This is a genomic window from Eudoraea sp., assembly GCF_049665975.1.
Lineage (GTDB): Bacteria > Bacteroidota > Bacteroidia > Flavobacteriales > Flavobacteriaceae > Eudoraea.
Map to the genome: position 1 here is coordinate 1 of NZ_JBATGR010000489.1, position 17,794 is coordinate 17,794.

At 35.7% G+C, this 17,794-nt stretch carries 16 protein-coding genes and 2 pseudogenes; 7 read left to right on the forward strand and 11 right to left on the reverse strand.

Annotation, left to right across the window (positions count from 1 at the left end):
- Positions 1 to 768: 768 nt before the first annotated feature.
- From WBN20_RS15665 to WBN20_RS15680, 4 genes and pseudogenes are all read right to left on the reverse strand, one after another.
- Positions 769 to 2,667 (reverse strand): annotated as a pseudogene (locus tag WBN20_RS15665) (amidophosphoribosyltransferase).
- Between the two features lie 46 nt (positions 2,668 to 2,713).
- On the reverse strand, positions 2,714 to 3,640 hold the full coding sequence (locus WBN20_RS15670; RefSeq protein ID WP_424282361.1) for a PfkB family carbohydrate kinase: 927 nt from the start codon (positions 3,638 to 3,640) through the stop codon (positions 2,714 to 2,716).
- 79 nt (positions 3,641 to 3,719) lie between these two features.
- Positions 3,720 to 4,352, reverse strand: coding sequence for a viroplasmin family protein (locus WBN20_RS15675; RefSeq protein WP_424273767.1), 633 nt, complete (start codon positions 4,350 to 4,352; stop codon positions 3,720 to 3,722).
- Positions 4,352 to 4,921 carry a phosphoribosylglycinamide formyltransferase gene (locus tag WBN20_RS15680; protein ID WP_424273766.1) on the reverse strand — a complete coding sequence of 190 codons (570 nt, stop codon included), beginning with the start codon at positions 4,919 to 4,921 and terminating at the stop codon, positions 4,352 to 4,354. Before WBN20_RS15680 ends, WBN20_RS15675 begins: the two co-directional genes overlap by 1 nt.
- Before the next feature lie 265 nt (positions 4,922 to 5,186).
- Between WBN20_RS15680 and WBN20_RS15685 the strand changes: the two genes are divergently transcribed.
- The 5 genes from WBN20_RS15685 to pyk all read left to right on the forward strand — a co-directional run bounded on the left by WBN20_RS15685 (position 5,187) and on the right by pyk (position 9,474).
- Positions 5,187 to 5,420 (forward strand): acyl carrier protein, encoded by a 234-nt coding sequence (locus tag WBN20_RS15685; RefSeq protein WP_009778413.1) that lies wholly within the window; start codon positions 5,187 to 5,189, stop codon positions 5,418 to 5,420.
- A 109-nt stretch (positions 5,421 to 5,529) separates the two neighbouring features.
- Complete coding sequence (gene fabF / locus WBN20_RS15690) at positions 5,530 to 6,780, forward strand: beta-ketoacyl-ACP synthase II (RefSeq protein ID WP_424271737.1); 1,251 nt, start codon at positions 5,530 to 5,532, stop codon at positions 6,778 to 6,780.
- Between the two features lie 8 nt (positions 6,781 to 6,788).
- Complete coding sequence (gene rnc / locus WBN20_RS15695) at positions 6,789 to 7,532, forward strand: ribonuclease III (RefSeq protein ID WP_424271736.1); 744 nt, start codon at positions 6,789 to 6,791, stop codon at positions 7,530 to 7,532.
- Between the two features lie 30 nt (positions 7,533 to 7,562).
- Positions 7,563 to 8,027 (forward strand): IPExxxVDY family protein, encoded by a 465-nt coding sequence (locus tag WBN20_RS15700; protein WP_424282362.1) that lies wholly within the window; start codon positions 7,563 to 7,565, stop codon positions 8,025 to 8,027.
- Positions 8,028 to 8,031: 4 nt separating this feature from the next.
- Complete coding sequence (pyk, locus tag WBN20_RS15705; RefSeq protein ID WP_424274657.1) at positions 8,032 to 9,474, forward strand: pyruvate kinase; 1,443 nt, start codon at positions 8,032 to 8,034, stop codon at positions 9,472 to 9,474.
- A 31-nt stretch (positions 9,475 to 9,505) separates the two neighbouring features.
- Here the strand turns inward: pyk and WBN20_RS15710 are convergent, their stop codons facing one another.
- On the reverse strand, positions 9,506 to 10,027 hold the full coding sequence (locus WBN20_RS15710) for a PAS domain-containing protein (protein ID WP_424282363.1): 522 nt from the start codon (positions 10,025 to 10,027) through the stop codon (positions 9,506 to 9,508).
- Positions 10,028 to 10,340: 313 nt separating this feature from the next.
- Positions 10,341 to 11,441, reverse strand: a complete 1,101-nt coding sequence (gene dinB, locus WBN20_RS15715; RefSeq protein WP_424282364.1) for a DNA polymerase IV — start codon at positions 11,439 to 11,441, stop codon at positions 10,341 to 10,343.
- A gap of 33 nt (positions 11,442 to 11,474) precedes the next feature.
- Between dinB and WBN20_RS15720 the strand changes: the two genes are divergently transcribed.
- Both WBN20_RS15720 and WBN20_RS15725 read left to right on the forward strand, forming a co-directional pair.
- Positions 11,475 to 12,143 (forward strand): NAD-dependent epimerase/dehydratase family protein, encoded by a 669-nt coding sequence (locus tag WBN20_RS15720; RefSeq protein ID WP_424282365.1) that lies wholly within the window; start codon positions 11,475 to 11,477, stop codon positions 12,141 to 12,143.
- Positions 12,144 to 12,179: 36 nt separating this feature from the next.
- On the forward strand, positions 12,180 to 12,653 hold the full coding sequence (locus tag WBN20_RS15725) for a CYTH domain-containing protein (protein WP_424282366.1): 474 nt from the start codon (positions 12,180 to 12,182) through the stop codon (positions 12,651 to 12,653).
- A 27-nt stretch (positions 12,654 to 12,680) separates the two neighbouring features.
- On the opposite strand, the gene pheS is transcribed toward WBN20_RS15725, so the two are convergent.
- The 5 genes and pseudogenes from pheS to WBN20_RS15750 form a co-directional block, all read right to left on the reverse strand.
- Entirely contained in the window at positions 12,681 to 13,700 is a 1,020-nt protein-coding gene (pheS, locus tag WBN20_RS15730; protein ID WP_424282368.1) for a phenylalanine--tRNA ligase subunit alpha, read from the reverse strand.
- Positions 13,701 to 13,774: 74 nt separating this feature from the next.
- Positions 13,775 to 15,676: a SulP family inorganic anion transporter gene (locus tag WBN20_RS15735; RefSeq protein ID WP_424275655.1), complete on the reverse strand. Its 1,902-nt coding sequence runs from the start codon at positions 15,674 to 15,676 to the stop codon at positions 13,775 to 13,777.
- Between the two features lie 105 nt (positions 15,677 to 15,781).
- Positions 15,782 to 16,408, reverse strand: coding sequence for a carbonic anhydrase family protein (locus WBN20_RS15740; protein ID WP_424272429.1), 627 nt, complete (start codon positions 16,406 to 16,408; stop codon positions 15,782 to 15,784).
- A 28-nt stretch (positions 16,409 to 16,436) separates the two neighbouring features.
- On the reverse strand, positions 16,437 to 17,258 hold the full coding sequence (locus tag WBN20_RS15745) for a universal stress protein (RefSeq protein WP_424282367.1): 822 nt from the start codon (positions 17,256 to 17,258) through the stop codon (positions 16,437 to 16,439).
- 10 nt (positions 17,259 to 17,268) lie between these two features.
- Positions 17,269 to 17,794, reverse strand: a pseudogene (locus WBN20_RS15750) (SulP family inorganic anion transporter); the annotation flags it as partial.

Below are 17,794 nucleotides of genomic sequence, written 5' to 3' on the forward strand. Positions count from 1 at the left end.
TACTTATGCTATGGCATTACTAAATTACTGGTATTGTGAGAAATAACAAAGAAATTTTGGTAAATTTTAGGCTTTCAACTAAAGCTACAAGAAAAGTTGGGAAGTAAAACACGTACTATAAAAGTCATAATTTACTGATAATCAGAAATAAAAAAGGCAGGTTTGCACCTGCCTTTTTCCCCAAATCTTACCATGAACTTAACCTACTTATGCTATGGTTCTTCAAATGTAAGTGAATGATTGGCTGCGAAGAAAGGTTTTGGATAAAAGCCTTTTTAATAGGTTGAAATGCGCTACTTGGCAATATGTTATATGAGACGGGAAAAGAATTCTATCGGAAAAGCAGTATTTAGGAGTAGTATATAAAATAAAAAGGCAGGTTTGCACCTGCCTTTTTCCCCAAATCTTACCATGAACTTAACCTACTTATGCTATGGTTCTTCAAATGTATACTAATGCATTGGTGTCCATTAAAATTTTGGTTAAACTTCTTTTTAATTGGTTGAAATACCTTAGGCTAGTTATAATACTATAATAGGTGAAGAAAAGTCGTGTTAATTGTGAAGTAAAATAAAAAAATTTGAGGTAAAATAAAAAAGGTGGAGAAGTCTCCACCTTTTTTGCCCCAAATCTTACCATGAACTTAACCTACTTATGCTATGGCAGGTCTAAAGTAACCTGCCTTTAATTCGTTGTGACTAAAAAGCCGATAAATAGCATGAATTATCGATGAAATGCACTATTTTGTGCATTTCATCGATAAAAATGTTAATATGCCCTTTCATTTTTACCCTCATAAAAGTTTATAAAGGCCCTATTTACAACTCTGCGACCTCCAGGGGTTGGGTAATCTCCTGTAAAATACCAATCGCCAAGATTTTTAGGGCATGCCTGGTGTAAGCTTTCGATAGTTTGATAAATAATTTCTACTTCTGCTTTAATGTCTACAGGACTTAGGAGTTCGCCTATTTTTTTAGAGATCTGCGCTGCACTAAAAGGTTGATAAAAATCTTTTACATAATTAATAATATCCTTATCAGCAGTTTGAATTTGTTCAAGACATTTGTGATATATTTCTTCTACTTGTCGCATTGAATTCTGTTCCTTATGTAATTCAAGAGCAGCCTTAAAGGCTATAAAATCTTCTAGTTTTGCCATATCAATACCATAGCAATCGGGATAACGAATTTGTGGTGCTGAAGAAACAACAATTATTTTCCTTGGTGATAACCTATCTAAAATTCGTAAAATACTTTTCTTTAAGGTAGTACCCCTAACAATACTATCATCGATAATAACGAGATTGTCATTTTTGTTTACAGAGCCATAAGATATATCATATACATGAGCAACCAGATCATCTCTGCTACTATCCTGTGTAATAAATGTTCTTAGTTTTGCATCCTTAATGGCTACTTTTTCAATCCTGGGGCGAACATCTAAAATTTTGTTTAATTCCTCTCTGGTAATATTAGGTCCTAATTTAAGTATCTGTTCTTCTTTTTTCTTATTCAAATAATTCTGCGCTTCTTTGATCATTCCTAAATAGGAAGTCTATGCGGTATTAGGGATATATGAAAAAACCGTATTTTTTATATCCCCGTTTATAGCAGTTAGTATTTGTGGAAAAATCAATTTACCCAATTCTTTACGCTCTTGATATATTTCTTTATCGCTACCCCTTGAAAAATATATTCTTTCAAAAGAGCATGCTTTTCTTTCCCTGGGCTCTAATATTTCAGTAGTGTTTACAGTACCGTTTTTCTTTATGATTATTGCATTGCCGGGGTCGAGTTCTTTGACATCTTCATAAACTACGTTAAAAACCGTTTGTATTGCAGCTCTTTCCGAGGCCACTACTACTACCTCGTCGTTTTTAAAGTAATAAGCGGGTCTGATTCCTGAAGGATCTCGGAGCACAAAAGAATCTCCATGCCCAAACATCCCGGCCATAGTGTATCCGCCATCCCAATTCTTTGCAGCTTTTTTAAGAATTTTTGAAACTTTTAGTCTTTCGGCGATCAAAGGAGAAGCTTCCATCTTATTAAAACCTTCCTTCTTTATTTGCCTGTATAGTTTTGCTACAGCATCATCAAGAAAATGGCCTATTTTTTCCATGACCGTAACCGTATCTGCCATTTCTTTTGGGTGCTGCCCCAGTTGTATCAAATTATCAAAAAGTTCATCAACATTGGTCATATTGAAATTACCTGCAACAATTAGATTTCTATGCATCCAGTTATTTTGCCTAAGGAAAGGATGTACACTTTCAATACTATTCTTTCCAAATGTGCCATACCGGACGTGCCCAAGTAGTACCTCACCTATATATGGGATATTCTTTTTTTGCAAATCTGTATTGTCTATATATTCAGGATTATCTTTTAGTGCGGTGTTAATACGTTCATTAATCTGCGCAAAAATGTCTTGTATTGGTTGTGATTCAACAGAACGTACTCTGCTCATGTAACGCTCCCCAGCAGCCATGTCTAATTTAATACTGGCAAAACCAGCACCGTCCTGCCCTCGGTTGTGCTGTTTTTCCATCATTAAATACATCTTGTTTACTCCATAAAAAATACTGCCGTACTTTTCTTTGTAATAATCCAAGGGCTTTAGTAGCCGTATTAAAGATATCCCACATTCGTGTTTAATGGCATCACTCATTTTTTAAATGAATTAAAAAAGCCCCGTTAGTCCGGGGCATGTTTTATTATTGTAATTCAATATCAAATTGTGTCAATTCTCTGAATTGATGTAACCTTCTCTCCACCTCTTCTTTCTTTAAATTTGCCATTCGTTCTGTTCCAAAACGCTCTACGCAAAAAGAAGCCAGATTGGATCCGTGGATAACTGCGTTCCTTAAATTGTTGAATGATACGTTTTCTGTCTCTGACAGATAGCCTGCAAAACCTCCTGCAAAAGTATCACCCGCACCAGTAGGATCGAAAACTTCTTCTAATGGAAGGGCTGGCGCAAAGAATATATTATCATTATGGAAAAGTAAAGCACCATGCTCCCCTTTTTTTATGACTACGTATTTTGGTCCCATTGTTTGAATTTGCGCTGCTGCTTTTACTAAAGAATATTCATTCGTTAGTTGTCTTGCTTCTTCATCGTTAATGGTAATAATATCTATATGTTTTATGACCTCATTTAATTCTTTCGAAGTATTATTCATCCAATAGTTCATAGTATCAAGTACAATTAACTTTGGTCTTTTCTCCATTTGATCGATAACGCTCATTTGGATGCTAGGATGTAAATTACCCAACATAACCACATCTGCATTTTTATAATTGTAAGGTACAACTGGCTTAAAATCTGCCAGTACATTTAGTTCTGTACTAAGGGTGTCTCTGGTGTTGAGATCATTACGGTATTTACCACTCCAAAAAAAGGTCTTTCCCCCTTTTACAATTTCTATAGCGGAAATATCAATATTTTTATCTGCCAGAAATTGTAGGTATTCATTAGGCAAATCATCGCCTACCACAGATACAATGGCTGCATCTACATCAAATTGAGAAGCCGCCAGGCCAATAAATGTAGCAGCTCCTCCAAGAATTTTGTCGGTTTTCCCAAAAGGGGTTTCGATAGCATCGAAGGCAACAGTACCAACAATTAAAAGTTTGCCCATAGAAGGTTTTTGAAATATGGTGCAAATATACACTTTTGCTGTACCAAATAAACCTAATTAAAACTAAAAAAAGGCTTAATTATTTTCTACCAAAATCTGCCGGAATTTCGCCCCATGCCTTGGTTTCCCATTTTACTATGGGCGTATTGTAAGAATTGTTTTTTAGCCATTCAACTGCCCTTCTAATTAGATTGAATAGGGCTTTGTTTTTAGTGTTCTCTAAAAGCTTGGTATTGCAGCTTTTTTTCCTTACCCAACTTATAGCAGTCCTTGAATCTGTATAAATAATACGATCGCTATTTTTCTGCTTTAAAAAAGCCAACCCGTGAACTATGGCAAGAAACTCACCTATATTATTGGTGCCTTCTTTGAAGGGACCTTGTTTAAACAATCGTTTCCCCGTTTTAGTATCAACCCCCTGGTACTCCATTATTCCGGGATTTCCACTGGATGCTGCATCCACAGAAATAGAATGATAATTTGGTTCTCCTATTTTAAGAAGATCTTGTGGGGAAAGCTGAGGGCTGTTTTTTTTTCCTTTGTAAGCATCATAATTGCTGTTATAAGCTTTTTTGGCTATTTCAAAATTGGGGAATGACATATACTGGGCTCCTTTAGCACCAGAAATCGCTGCTTTGCAATCATCCCAACTTTCGTATATACCGGGTCTCTTGCCTTTCCAAACCACATAAAATTTATTCTTTTTTGCCATTATCCCTTAAACAAAAGTTTTTCGATTACCTGAGGAAAATGCTCGTATTCTAATTTATGAACTTTTTGGGCTATAATTTCTGGGGTATCCGCCGCATCTACAAATGTTTTTACCTGCAGGATAATGGCCCCTTCATCATAATGCTCATTAACATAATGAACGGTAATACCTGTTTCGGGTTCTGAATTCTCTTTTACAGCCTCATGTACTTTCATGCCATACATTCCTTTGCCTCCATACTTAGGAAGCAATGCAGGATGAATATTTATAATTCTATCTGGAAAATGGTCAATTAGGCTTTTTGGGATTCGCCATAGGAAACCGGCGAGAACAATTAAATCGAGATTGAGATTATTCAAGAAATCTGAAATTAAGTTAGATTCCATAAAGGCGTGCCTGTTAAAATAGATAGCACTAATCTTAAGTCGCGCACACCTGTCTAAAACTTGCGCCTCTTTCTTGTTTGTGAGGACAGCGACTATTTCAACTTGGTTATTTTCAGAAAAATATTGGACAACGTTTTCAACATTTGTACCCGAACCCGAAGCAAAAAGAACTATTCGTTTCATTTAGACAAAATTATTCTTTTTGAAATTAAGTCCTAAGTTTATTAAAGATTTGATGCCGCCTTGCCCGAAATTAGCGACCTAATTAAGAAAATAAATAAATATTATATTGATTTTAGGCATATTGCGGGCAGATAATTTATATCTAAACTAATAATCCTGAGTTTAAATTTCTTAAATTACGATACATTTTTACATCAAATAGTGTTATTACAGCATAAGTTTTTTATTTTTGCCAACGATTTAAATTTTTAAAACCAAAATTATTATGTCAGACATTGCATCAAGAGTAAAAGCTATCATCGTTGATAAATTAGGAGTTGATGAGAACGAAGTTGTAGCCGAAGCTAGCTTTACCAACGACTTAGGGGCAGATTCATTGGATACTGTTGAGTTGATAATGGAATTTGAAAAGGAATTTGATATTCAAATCCCTGACGATCAAGCAGAAAACATCGCAACAGTTGGCCAAGCTATTAGTTATATAGAAGAAGCCAAGTAAATTTATGATTTCTTGATAAAGATTTATAATTATCCATGTGGTAATCGTGCTGCATGGATAATTTTTTTTAATTTACACTTGGTTAGACTTCAATTTAAAATTTGGTTATATGCAATTAAAGAGAGTTGTGGTTACTGGACTTGGTGCCTTAACACCTATTGGCAATAACATTGAAGAATACTGGAAAGGTTTAACGGAGGGCAAAAGCGGCTCAGCACCTATTACCTATTACGACACAGAAAAATTCAAAACTAAATTTGCCTGCGAGTTAAAGAACTTTGATTCCCTGAATTACTTTGATAGAAAGGAAGCACGGAAATTAGACAAGTTTGCGCAGTATGCTATGATTTCTTCGGATGAAGCTATTATAGATTCGGGATTAGATCTGGAAAAAATAGACAAATTTAGAGTAGGAGTGATCTGGGGTGCTGGAATTGGTGGTTTGGAAACTTTTCAAAATGAGGTTCTAAACTTCGCGGCCGGTGACGGAACACCCAGGTTCAATCCTTTTTTTATTCCTAAAATGATTGCAGATATTGCCCCTGGTAATATCTCAATTAAGCACGGTTTTATGGGGCCTAATTATACCACAGTATCTGCATGTGCCTCTGCTGCCAACGCTATGATTGATGCGTTAAATTATATCAGATTGGGGTATTGTGATGTTGTTGTCTCAGGAGGAAGTGAGGCAGCGGTGACGATTGCAGGGATGGGAGGTTTTAATGCCATGCATGCTTTGTCTACCCGTAATGATAGCCCGCAAACTGCTTCCAGACCCTTTGATGCAACCAGAGATGGTTTTGTGCTTGGTGAAGGCGCAGGCGCATTAATTCTAGAGGAATTGGAACACGCAAAAGCGAGAGGAGCAAAAATATATGCAGAATTAGTTGGAGGTGGCCTATCGAGTGATGCTTATCATATGACGGCGCCACATCCGGAAGGCATTGGTGTTGTAAGGGTAATGGAGAATTGTTTACACGATGCGAATCTTAGACCTGAAGATGTTGATGCTATTAATACACACGGAACAGCTACCCCTTTGGGTGATGTTGCTGAATTAAAGGCAATTAGTCAGGTTTTTGGGGATCATGCCCCGAATATAAATATTAATTCTACAAAATCAATGACAGGACATTTATTGGGTGCGGCTGGTGCGATTGAAGCAATAGCTTCAATTTTGGCAATGAAGCATAGCTTGGTTCCACCAACTATAAATCATTCTGTTGTAGATGAAAATATAGATCCAAAACTAAATCTAACGCTGAACAAGGCCCAGAAAAGAGAAGTTAATGTGGCGATGAGTAACACTTTTGGATTTGGCGGGCACAATGCATGTGTGGTATTCAAGAAATTTAGTTAAAAGGCAAGATGAATTTTCCTTCAAATATATTTAATTCCCATTCTAAAGAGGATGGGGATTTTTTATTAGGGATTTCAAATATATTAGGGTTTAAGCCAAAAAAGCTAAATATTTATAAAAAGGCTTTTCTTCACAGGTCTGCGAATAAAAGAGATAAAAATGGCCTGCCATTGAACTATGAGAGACTTGAATTTCTTGGCGATTCCATGTTAGGGACTATTATTTCCAGATACCTGTATAATGAAGTTCCTAATGGAGATGAAGGATACTTAACCAAAATGCGCTCTAAAATAGTGAGCAGAAAACATTTAAATGAATTGGGTAAGGATTTAAATCTCATATCATATGTAGAAAGCAGAATCCCCAAATCACATTTTGGCGATAATATACATGGAAATGTTTTTGAAGCTCTGGTAGGCGCAATTTATTTAGACCGGGGTTATAAATATTGCGAAAAGTTTATTAATGATCGGGTTATAGATCCTTATGTAGACATTGAACAACTGGAAGGGAAAGTAATAAGCTATAAAAGCCTGGTCATTGAATGGTGCCAAAAGCAGAAAAAAGAATTCAATTACAAAGTATATGAGGATACCGGTAAAGACCCTCTAAAGCATTTTGCGGTTAAACTTTCAATAGATGAAAGAGTAATGGCCAAGGCAAGGGCTACTTCAAAAAAGAAAGCCGAAGAAAAAGCATCTAAAAGAGCATTTTTTGCCCTGCAGGATAAAATGGGGAGGATACAGATATAATAATCTTATATTTACAAATTACTCGAAGAAATGATCACATTGCATAAATTTTCTGATGATTTTTGTGAAGAAAACTACGTGCTTATGGCATTACATAGCGGTTTAGAAGATTATGCTTTAGCCTATACCTTAAATAAAGCACTTAAAATAAGTTTAAAAAGATCTAAAACAGACCTGGATATATCTAATAAAACCTCCTTTCCCATTTATGAATGGAAAGATAAACTTAATGATAGGTATTGGACATTGATTGTTAATACTAGTATTAAAGATGAATATTTGGAATTTGATGATCTTTTTAGAAATGAAACATCTTCTACTGTTTATCACTTATTACCAGAATACAAGGATGTTGATTATTTGCTAAAAATTGAGCAGGAAGAAGATGAAATAGATAGCGGTATGATGGATGCTATTCTTGAAATCCCGAAGATAATTACTGCATACCAAATTGAAACCAATAAACTAAAATCCAAGCAAAACTTAATTATATAGAAGTATGCCTAATACAAAAAAGACAAAAATTGTAGCTACTTTGGGACCGGCAACGAGTAAAAGGGAGGTCTTAAAGGAGATGATAGAATCCGGAGTGGATGTCTTTAGAATTAATTTTTCTCATGCAGATTATGAAGATGTTACCAAGCGCGTTGAAATGATTCGCTCACTTAACGAGGAATTGGGAATATATACAGCCATTCTTGCCGACTTGCAAGGTCCTAAATTGAGAGTTGGGGTTATGGGAGGGGAAGTTATTGTCTCTCCGGAAGACGAGATTACTTTTGTAACAGGGGAACCATTCGAAGGAAATGCAGAAAAAGTATATATGAATTATTCGAGTTTTCCAAAAGATGTAAACCCGGGGGAACGTATTTTACTCGACGATGGAAAACTAATGTTTGAAGTCCTTAGCACGAATAGGGAGAATGAAGTAAAGGCGAAAGTAATTCAGGGAGGCCCATTAAAATCAAAGAAAGGAGTAAATCTTCCAAATACCGATATTAGCTTACCTGCTCTTACAGAAAAAGATATTGAAGATGCCATTTTCGCAATCTCTCTCGATGTAGATTGGATTGCCTTGTCATTTGTAAGATTTAGTCAGGACCTTATTGATCTTCAAAATTTAATTAGAGAACATTCTAAATATAAGATTCCAATTATTGCTAAAATTGAAAAGCCAGAAGCAGTAAAAAATATTGATAAAATTGTTTCTTATTGTGACGGGATTATGGTTGCACGAGGCGATCTTGGTGTGGAAGTTCCCGCTCAGGAAGTTCCGCTTATCCAGAAGAAATTGGTGCTGAGAGCTAAAAAGGCCAGAATACCTGTAATTATTGCCACTCAAATGATGGAAACTATGATTACTTCTCTAACGCCCACAAGGGCTGAAGTTAATGATGTGGCAAACTCGGTAATGGATGGGGCAGATGCGGTAATGCTTTCGGGGGAGACTTCTGTAGGGAATTATCCGGTTGAGGTTATACAAAAAATGTCCAGTATCCTTCTTAGTGTTGAAGGCTCTGATTTAATTCAAGTTCCTCAGGAACCACCACATATTCGAACAAAAAGGTATATTACCAAATCTGTTTGTTATCATGCGGCCATTATGGCCAATGAAATTAAAGCAAAAGCCATATCCACACTCACTAATAGTGGTTATACTGCTTTCCAAATTTCAGCATGGCGACCAAGTGCTCATATATTGGTATTTACATCAAACAGACGAATATTAACACAGCTAAATTTACTTTGGGGCGTTAAAACATTTTACTATGATAAGTTTGTTTCTACAGACGAAACTATAGAAGATGTAAACAGCATTGCATGTAAAAAAGGCTTTTTAGACGTTGGTGATATGCTTATAAGTTTGGCTGCAATGCCTATAAAGAGCAAGGGAATGGTAAATACACTAAGGGTTACGGAAATTGAAACCTGTAGTTTCTAGAACTTTATTCTGAATAATCAGAAAGAATTTTTTAAGCCACTTCTCGCTCGTAAGCAATAAAGTTTACAATCTTTCCCTTTTTGTTGAAAATAGGTTCTCCTTTAATCCAACAGTTGTACGGTGAGCCATCTTTTCTGTAATTAACTACAACAGCTTCAAAAGGTTTTTTGTTTTTAACCGCACTTGCAATCGTTTTGGTAATTTTACTGCTGGTTTCTTCACCCTGAAAAATTTTCGGATTTTTACCTTTTATCTCATCTAAAGTATAACCATTCATTTTAAAAATATTATTGGTGGCATATACAATTTTTAATTCAGGGTCGGTTACAAGAATAACCTCTTCCTTAATCATGAGTTCCTGATTAAAAGTATTCCTGTATGACCAACGGTTACTTTTAGCAAGGTTTTTTAGAATTCTAAGATCATTCAAATCCCTGGAGGTTTTATTAAAAAAAGATCCGGAAAGATCCCAGGATAAAATAGGAAAGACTTTGGGCTTAATGCTTATATAAAACTTGGATGCAGCCTTATCATAATTTTTAAATTCCTTCATTGAGACTAATTTCGTTAAAAGTTATTAAAATTTTGAATTCATAAAAGAAATTTCATAAGCCACAACTGGATTTAAAAACTCTCTTTTTTATAGCAATTTTTATCAATACTACTAAAAGATATTTGAGCAGTAAAATTTACATGACATATTAACAGTTTTGTTTAATAATAGCTGTAAACAGAGCTGTTTTTATTTCTGAACTATAAACAAAAAATAGTTATTTTCTAAGGTTTTGAAGGCTAACAATAGAATAAGTATACTTTATTAAAGTAGGGGTTTTGACAAATTAAACCGGCCATAACTAGAATATTAATTAGAAATCAAACTTAAGTTGAACCGTTACAACATCTTTTGTTTTATGGGCTTCACTGATATGCGTATTCAAATTTGCAAGTGAAATACCTAATAAGCGAACTGAGTTTTCTAGTTTTCCCTGATATAATAATTCCTTGGCAGTCTCTAATATAAGATTTTTATCGGCCATAAAATAAGGTAAAGTTTTACTTCGTGTATGGAGACTAAAATCACTATATTTTATTTTTAAAGTAATTGTTTTACCTGCTATTTCTGATTTCTTCAACCTGCTTTCCAATTCTTGCGCAATTTGATCTAATCGTTCTAACAAGAAAATTTCACTGCTGAGATTTTCACTAAAAGTTCTTTCGGCACCTACGGATTTCGGAATACGATTAGGCTTAACCTCGCTATTATGGATACCTCTTACTACGTGATAATAATGAGCCCCGCTCTTTCCGAAATGTTCTTCCAAAAACTGAAGTGATTTGCCTTTCAAATCTTTCCCCGTAAAAACACCCAATTTATACATCTTATCAGCAGTAACTTTGCCAACCCCGTAGAACTTTCTTATTTCTAAATCTTCCAGGAATTGAAGTACTTCCTCCGGATTGACTGTTTTCTGTCCATCTGGTTTTTTATAGTCGCTTGCTATTTTAGCCACAAACTTGTTAATAGAGATTCCGGCCGAAGCGGTTAATCCCAATTCGTTAAAAATTCGTTGCCTTATTTCCTGTGCAATTAACGTGGCTGAAGGGTTTCCTTTTTTATTCAGGGTAACATCCAGATAAGCCTCATCTAATGAAAGAGGTTCTACCATATCTGTATAATCCAGAAAGATTTCCCGGATTTGTTGTGATACTTCTTTGTATCTATGAAATCGCGGTTTTACAAATATGATATGCGGACAATTTTGCCTTGCTAGATAACCGCTCATGGCGCTTTTTACGCCATATTTTCGTGCTTCGTAACTTGCCGCAGATACCACCCCTCTTTTTTCACTACCACCAACTGCAACAGGCTTTCCTTTAAGTTCAGGATTATCCAATTGTTCTACCGAGGCGTAAAATGCATCCATATCAACATGTATTATTTTTCGTATGGATAATTCATTGTACATATTCAAATTTAAGCTATATTTAATCTAAATGAAATGACACAAAAAACCGCAATTATATTAGGTGCTACCGGCCTAACAGGAAGTCTTTTGTTGAAAACACTTCTGAAAGACAACAGGTATAATAAAATAAAATTATTTTCAAGGAAAACGGTGGGAATTAAGGATCAAAAGCTACAAGAGCACCTGATCGACCTACTGAAATTATCCGATTATGTAAGTGATTTCATGGCAGATGAGGTTTTTTGCTGTATAGGAACCACCAAAGCTAAAACACCGGATAAAAGCCTATACGAAAAAATTGACTTTGGTATTCCTGTTAGTGCTGCAGAATTATGTAAAAAAAATACAATAGGAACATTTATAGTAATTTCTGCATTAGGCGCAAGTGCTGAAAGCAGGGTTTTTTACAATAAAATAAAAGGACAGATGGAGAATGTGGTGGTTTCTATGGAAATTCCAAAAACTCATATTTTACAACCAGCCCTTATTGGAGGTTATAGGGAGGAGAAAAGGCCAGCAGAATGGCTTGCTAAGAAAGCGTTTCTTATTTTAAATAATGGTCTGCTAGGACCATATAGAAAATACAGATCAATAAATCCTCAGTCAATTGCCAGTTGTATGGTCTGGCTTGCAAATAACACCTATGAAAGTGTTAGAATTCCTTCTGATCAAATCGTGAAGCTCGGAAGCATAAAAAACTAAAAGCTATCCTCATCTTAGACCTAAGTTTGAATGAATATGATGGAAATTGAAAGAAAATATCTGGTGAATTCAATTGATTATAGATCTTTAGCCTTTTCAAAGTCACATATTGTTCAGGGGTTTTTAAATTCAAACCCTGAAAGGGTAGTGCGTGTCAGAATAGCCGATGACAAAGCATTTTTAACTGTAAAGGGAAGCTCCAACGCTGCGGGGACTACCAGGTTTGAATGGGAAAAAAAGATACCAGTCCATGAAGCTAAGCTACTTTTAGAGCTATGTGAAGAGGAAATTCTGGAGAAAATTCGTTACTACATAAAAGTAGGCGCACATATAATTGAAGTAGATGAGTTTCTTGGTTCCAATAATGGGTTGGTAATAGCAGAAATAGAAATTGAAAAAGAAGATGATAATATTGAAGTGCCTTCTTGGGTTGGATTGGAGGTAACCGGGGATATCAAATATTACAACTCTCAATTAAGCAAATGCCCTTTTAAAGAATGGAAGGTGTGAAATGAAAATTATTACTCAGGACTTAACTTAAAAGGCACTTTTAAACTGTTCAAGAAATCTAACATCATTTTCACTGAGCAAGCGAATATCTGAAATTTGATGAAGTAACAAGGCGATGCGATCTATACCCATCCCAAAAGCAAAACCGGAATATGTCTTACTATCAATCCCACAGTTATCCAATACATTGGGATCTACCATACCGCACCCCATAATTTCCAACCAGCCAGTTCCTTTAGTCATCTTGTAGTCAGTTTCTGTTTCCAGCCCCCAATATACATCAACTTCAGCGCTAGGTTCTGTAAATGGAAAGTATGACGGGCGAAGCCTTATTTTAGATTTACCAAAAAGCTCGGTAGTAAAAAACTGAAGAGTTTGCTTAAGATCTGCAAAGGATACTTTTTTATCAATATAAAGTCCTTCTACCTGATGAAAAAAACAATGCGACCTGGCAGAAATTGCCTCATTTCTATAAACTCTTCCCGGAGAGATAGTTCTGATTGGCGGTTTGTTATTTTCCATGTACCGCACTTGTACAGAAGATGTATGTGTACGCAGGAGTAAGTCGGGATTTGTTTGAATAAAAAAGGTGTCCTGCATATCTCTGGCAGGATGGTGTTCCGGCAAGTTTAAAGCAGTAAAATTATGCCAGTCATCTTCAATTTCAGGACCCTCGGATACATTAAAACCTATTCTGGAAAAAATATCAATAATTTGGTTTTTCACTATTGAAATAGGGTGGCGTACCCCAAGTTCCATTGGCTCGGAAGGCCTTGTAAGATCATTATAGATTCTTTTTTCCTGGCTTCCAAGTTCGATGGCTTTTTTAAGTGTATTTACTTTTTCAGCCGCCTTATTCTTAAGTTCGTTTATGGTCTGACCAAATTCTTTTTTCTCTGCCGCAGGAATATTTTTGAATTCAGAAAAGAAATGATTCAAAAGACCTTTTTTACCGAGGTATTGAATTCGGAAAGCCTCAATTTCCTGAGCATTATCTGAAGAGAAGTCATCTACCTGGGTAAGGTGTTTTTTTAGCTGGTCTATCATTCCCATTTTTAATAAATAAGCCTTCTAAACATAGCAAAAGGCAAAAGAAAAGGCAAATTTATAACAATTATCTATCAAGGCGGCATATTTATGATAAAACCATCTTTCATTGCCTTGTCAACCATATCCAATTGTTCTATAAATTTAACACATTCATCAAACTTTTTAAAAATATGTTCCCTGGGAACAAGGTCTGGAATAATATCTATCCGTTCCATCATATATTTTGGCTGGTCCAAAACATTTACAAAAAACGGCGTGATATTATTATTTCTCAATTCCAGTAGTACTTCTTCCATTGCATAAAGTCCCGATTGGTCCATATACTGCATCCGGCCAAGTCTCAAGATAACTATCCTTGCTGTTTTGGGAATTTGCTCTGCTAGCCGCTGAAAATCACTTGTAGTTCCGAAAAAAAGTGGGCCCTTTAGATGTTTAATAAAAACATCCTGTTTTAGGTCTTCGGGAAAGTTCTTCTCATCTGCCCAGGATTTTTCCTTACGTAAAGGTTTAACATCCGACCGTTGAGCAGTAAGGTCTCCCATTTTTTTCATAAACATTAAAGATGCTATAATCAGGCCTATACCAACAGCATATACGAGGTTCCAAAATGTTGAAAGAACCAAAACAACCAACATTACCATAACTTCAGAACTAAGTCGTATGGGGCCTAATTTTATATCTTTTGGCAAGCTTGGAATTGCCCGTAATCCTTTATAATCCATAACACTTATTCCTACGGTGATTAATATTCCCGCAAGAACGGCGGCAGGTATTTGTGAAGCAATAGGACCAATTAATAGTAAGATCATTAATAAAATTATACCGGCAAGCATTCCGGATAATTTTGTTTTCCCTCCGGAATTTATATTTACTACGGTTCGGATAGTTGCGCCAGCACCTGGCAGACCTCCAAAAATTGCTGCAATACTATTACCAATGCCCTGTCCTACCAGTTCTTTGTTAGGTTTATGTTTGGTTTTAGTCATATTATCAGCAACAACAGAGGTCAGAAGTGAATCAATAGCCCCTAAGAGAGCCAGGGTAAGTGCAGTAAAAATGTAAGGTGTTATAGCAGAAAGTTTAAACTTTGTAAAAATTTCCAGATTTGGCATTGGAAACCCCTCCGGTATTTTTTCTATTGTCCTGTAATCCAAATCAAATCCGTAGGCAATTCCGGATACAACAATTAGGGCCACTAATGTACTTGGAATAATTTTGGTAATTTTTTTAAATCCGTATATGATAAGAATGGTGGCTACAGCAAGAATAAGTTCAAGCCAAATAATATTATTCATTGCTTTGGAAAGCACTTTTATTGCCCCTAGAACCCCGGAGGCTTCAGTGGAAGCGAGCGTTCTTGCTTCGTCTAATATGGCATTTTCGGTAATTTCTTCAGACCGGTTGATAGTTTCTTCAAAATCTTCAAGAACCAGAATACCCTCTCCCGCTTCCTCTCGTAAAATGTTCTCAAGAATCAATTCTTCCGCTTGAGGTTTAAACTGTTCAACAAATTCCGAATCTTCCTTAGGATAATAACCAATGGCCGGAAGAATTTGGGTTATGATAATTATTGCTCCAATAGCCGTCATAAAACCCGATACAACAGGATAAGGTATATATCTTATATATTTGCCTATTCCAAGGATTCCCAACCCAATTTGAAAGATTCCTGCCAAGAGAAATACACTTAATATGGCAGGCAAGGCCTTTTCCACGCTACCGTCATAGATTGCTACAATACCAGCAATTACAACCATGCTTACAGCTGTCATAGGTGCAGTTGGTCCGGAAATCTGTGTGCTTGTACCACCAAAGAGTGCGGCAAAAAAACTAATAAAAATAGCACCGTATAATCCGGCACTTGGACCCAATCCTGATGAAACCCCAAAAGCCAGAGCTAAGGGGAGTGCAACAATACCTGCCGTTAATCCGCCAAAAAAATCTCCTTTAAAATTTGAAAACAGGGTTTTCATAATGACGGTCGATTAGTTTGTTATAAAGAGAAAAGATAGTATTTTTTAGTAATAAAAGAAGCCAATGCATACACATTGGCTTTCCTTTAACATTTAGAGCATAGTTTACAAAAACGTAACTTTTCCGTTGTTGATATCATACATCGCTCCAACTATTTTTATTTCACCATTGTCCTCCATTTCCTTTAATACGGGACTCATATTTCGAGTGTTTTCAATGGTCATATGAACATTTTTGACGGCAACATCGTTTACGAAATCTATGTTTTTAGAATTTCTTTGTCCAGCATCCGATGGCTGGGAAACCGCATTAACTGCCGGCATTATTTTGTCTAACAAAATCGTAAGATTACCTAATTTGGCACCATCACAGGCACCTTTTACTGCTCCACAAGCCGTATGGCCAAGAATAACCAATACTTTTGTGCCCGCTAACTTGCAGGCGAATTCGATACTTCCCAGTAGGTCTTCATTTACAATATTACCTGCGACTCGCGCGCTAAAAATATCGCCGACACCTTGGTCAAAAATAAGCTCTGCCGAAACTCTTGAATCAATACAGCTCAAGACCGTTGCAAAAGGGTATTGACCTGAAGCCGTATCATTTACTTGATCTAATAAATCACGCTTAGCCATATTGCTGGCAACGAAGCGTTGATTACCCTCTTTTAATAGTTCTATGGCTTTATTCGGTGTAATTGCTGCTTGTGTATTTTTTGTATGTGCTTTCATCATATTATTTTTCTGGTTTACTATTGAGTTACTGCAAATTATATCGCTCTTCACCGGTCAACAATAAAGTTACATTAAGTTGATCAATGATTTTATTAATGTCCGACTTTAATGTATTTATTTTTTTACCGTTTCGCCTTTTAAATCTATCGACATACAAAACATCGATTTTATTTTTGACTAAATAAGTGGAAATACCTCTTATTGCTCCATCACCCTGTTCAAAAACATATTCAATGGTTTTTCTGTTTGAAGGTTTATTTGAGCCTTCTGAAACATCTGAATTTTGTGCAATCTTAAAAGATATTAAAGGTTGATGCGAATATTCTATCAAGTCTTCTGCAAAATCCAGATTGAAATCTGCCCCCAAATTATTAAACATACCTAGGACTATTTCTTTATTTGGTTCAATTACACTATTATTATTTGTAATCAAGATTACTCCTTTGAATTTGTTTAAAACGAAAGGAATAATGCTATCCCCTACGAATTTTAGCACTTTTTCTCTCCTTTTACCTAAGACAATTATATCAGGTTTTTTTGTATCAATATATTTACCAATTTCACCTTTGATATTACCAATTGAAAAAGAAGAATCAATTCGGATGTCGTACTGTTCTGATATGGGAGCAATTAAATTTTTCATTTTCTTGCGTAATGAGTTATGCCCGCTGTTAATAGATCTCATGGCGGATAATTGATTTTCGCTATGCACAATTTCAGAAGCCTTTTTAACACTAAAAACTTCAATTTCACCATCGATAATTTTTGCGAGTCCAATCGCACTTTTAAGGGTTGCACCTGCGTCTCTCTCCAGGTCTGTTAGTACAGTTATTTTATATTTTCTCATGATATAGGATTTATGCTAATTTCGATCTTAATCTAAAAAACTCTATATAACTATCAGGATTTTCAACAACCCCTCTTTCCGAAATTAACTTAATATCAATATTCCTATTAAAGGCTTTTCCCGCAAATTCTTCAAGAATTTCAATAATGTCATTATCCAGATATCTGGTCTTGGAAACATCTAATTCAAGATAGGAATCTCTAGGTAGGGCATCAAGTTCCTTAAGTATGGCACCTTTGTTAAAGAAAGTAACCTCTTCAGCAAGTGTCATTTTTATTTTGTGTTTTCCATTACTTTTATCTTCAATATGAAGGAAATGAGAGTTTTGATAACTTTTAATTAGAATCACGGCTATTCCAACCCCTAATCCCATACCGATTCCAATAAGCAGGTCTGTAAAAATTATTCCAACTACGGTTACCGTAAATGGTACAAACTGTTTCCATCCAATGTCATACATTTTTTTAAATAGCGCAGGTTTTGCCAACTTATAACCCACAATTAATAGAATGGCTGCCAGGACTGAAAGCGGTATC

Bases quoted from the DNA above. Each gene is read 5' to 3' on its own strand.
- WBN20_RS15670 (WP_424282361.1), bottom strand. From the start codon at position 3,640: ATGGGCAAACTTTTAATTGTTGGTACTGTTGCCTTCGATGCTATCGAA.
- WBN20_RS15675 (WP_424273767.1), bottom strand. From the start codon at position 4,352: ATGGCAAAAAAGAATAAATTTTATGTGGTTTGGAAAGGCAAGAGACCC.
- WBN20_RS15680 (WP_424273766.1), bottom strand. From the start codon at position 4,921: ATGAAACGAATAGTTCTTTTTGCTTCGGGTTCGGGTACAAATGTTGAA.
- WBN20_RS15685 (WP_009778413.1), top strand. From the start codon at position 5,187: ATGTCAGACATTGCATCAAGAGTAAAAGCTATCATCGTTGATAAATTA.
- fabF (WP_424271737.1), top strand. From the start codon at position 5,530: ATGCAATTAAAGAGAGTTGTGGTTACTGGACTTGGTGCCTTAACACCT.
- rnc (WP_424271736.1), top strand. From the start codon at position 6,789: ATGAATTTTCCTTCAAATATATTTAATTCCCATTCTAAAGAGGATGGG.
- WBN20_RS15700 (WP_424282362.1), top strand. From the start codon at position 7,563: ATGATCACATTGCATAAATTTTCTGATGATTTTTGTGAAGAAAACTAC.
- pyk (WP_424274657.1), top strand. From the start codon at position 8,032: ATGCCTAATACAAAAAAGACAAAAATTGTAGCTACTTTGGGACCGGCA.
- WBN20_RS15710 (WP_424282363.1), bottom strand. From the start codon at position 10,027: ATGAAGGAATTTAAAAATTATGATAAGGCTGCATCCAAGTTTTATATA.
- dinB (WP_424282364.1), bottom strand. From the start codon at position 11,441: ATGTACAATGAATTATCCATACGAAAAATAATACATGTTGATATGGAT.
- WBN20_RS15720 (WP_424282365.1), top strand. From the start codon at position 11,475: ATGACACAAAAAACCGCAATTATATTAGGTGCTACCGGCCTAACAGGA.
- WBN20_RS15725 (WP_424282366.1), top strand. From the start codon at position 12,180: ATGATGGAAATTGAAAGAAAATATCTGGTGAATTCAATTGATTATAGA.
- pheS (WP_424282368.1), bottom strand. From the start codon at position 13,700: ATGATAGACCAGCTAAAAAAACACCTTACCCAGGTAGATGACTTCTCT.
- WBN20_RS15735 (WP_424275655.1), bottom strand. From the start codon at position 15,676: ATGAAAACCCTGTTTTCAAATTTTAAAGGAGATTTTTTTGGCGGATTA.
- WBN20_RS15740 (WP_424272429.1), bottom strand. From the start codon at position 16,408: ATGAAAGCACATACAAAAAATACACAAGCAGCAATTACACCGAATAAA.
- WBN20_RS15745 (WP_424282367.1), bottom strand. From the start codon at position 17,258: ATGAGAAAATATAAAATAACTGTACTAACAGACCTGGAGAGAGACGCA.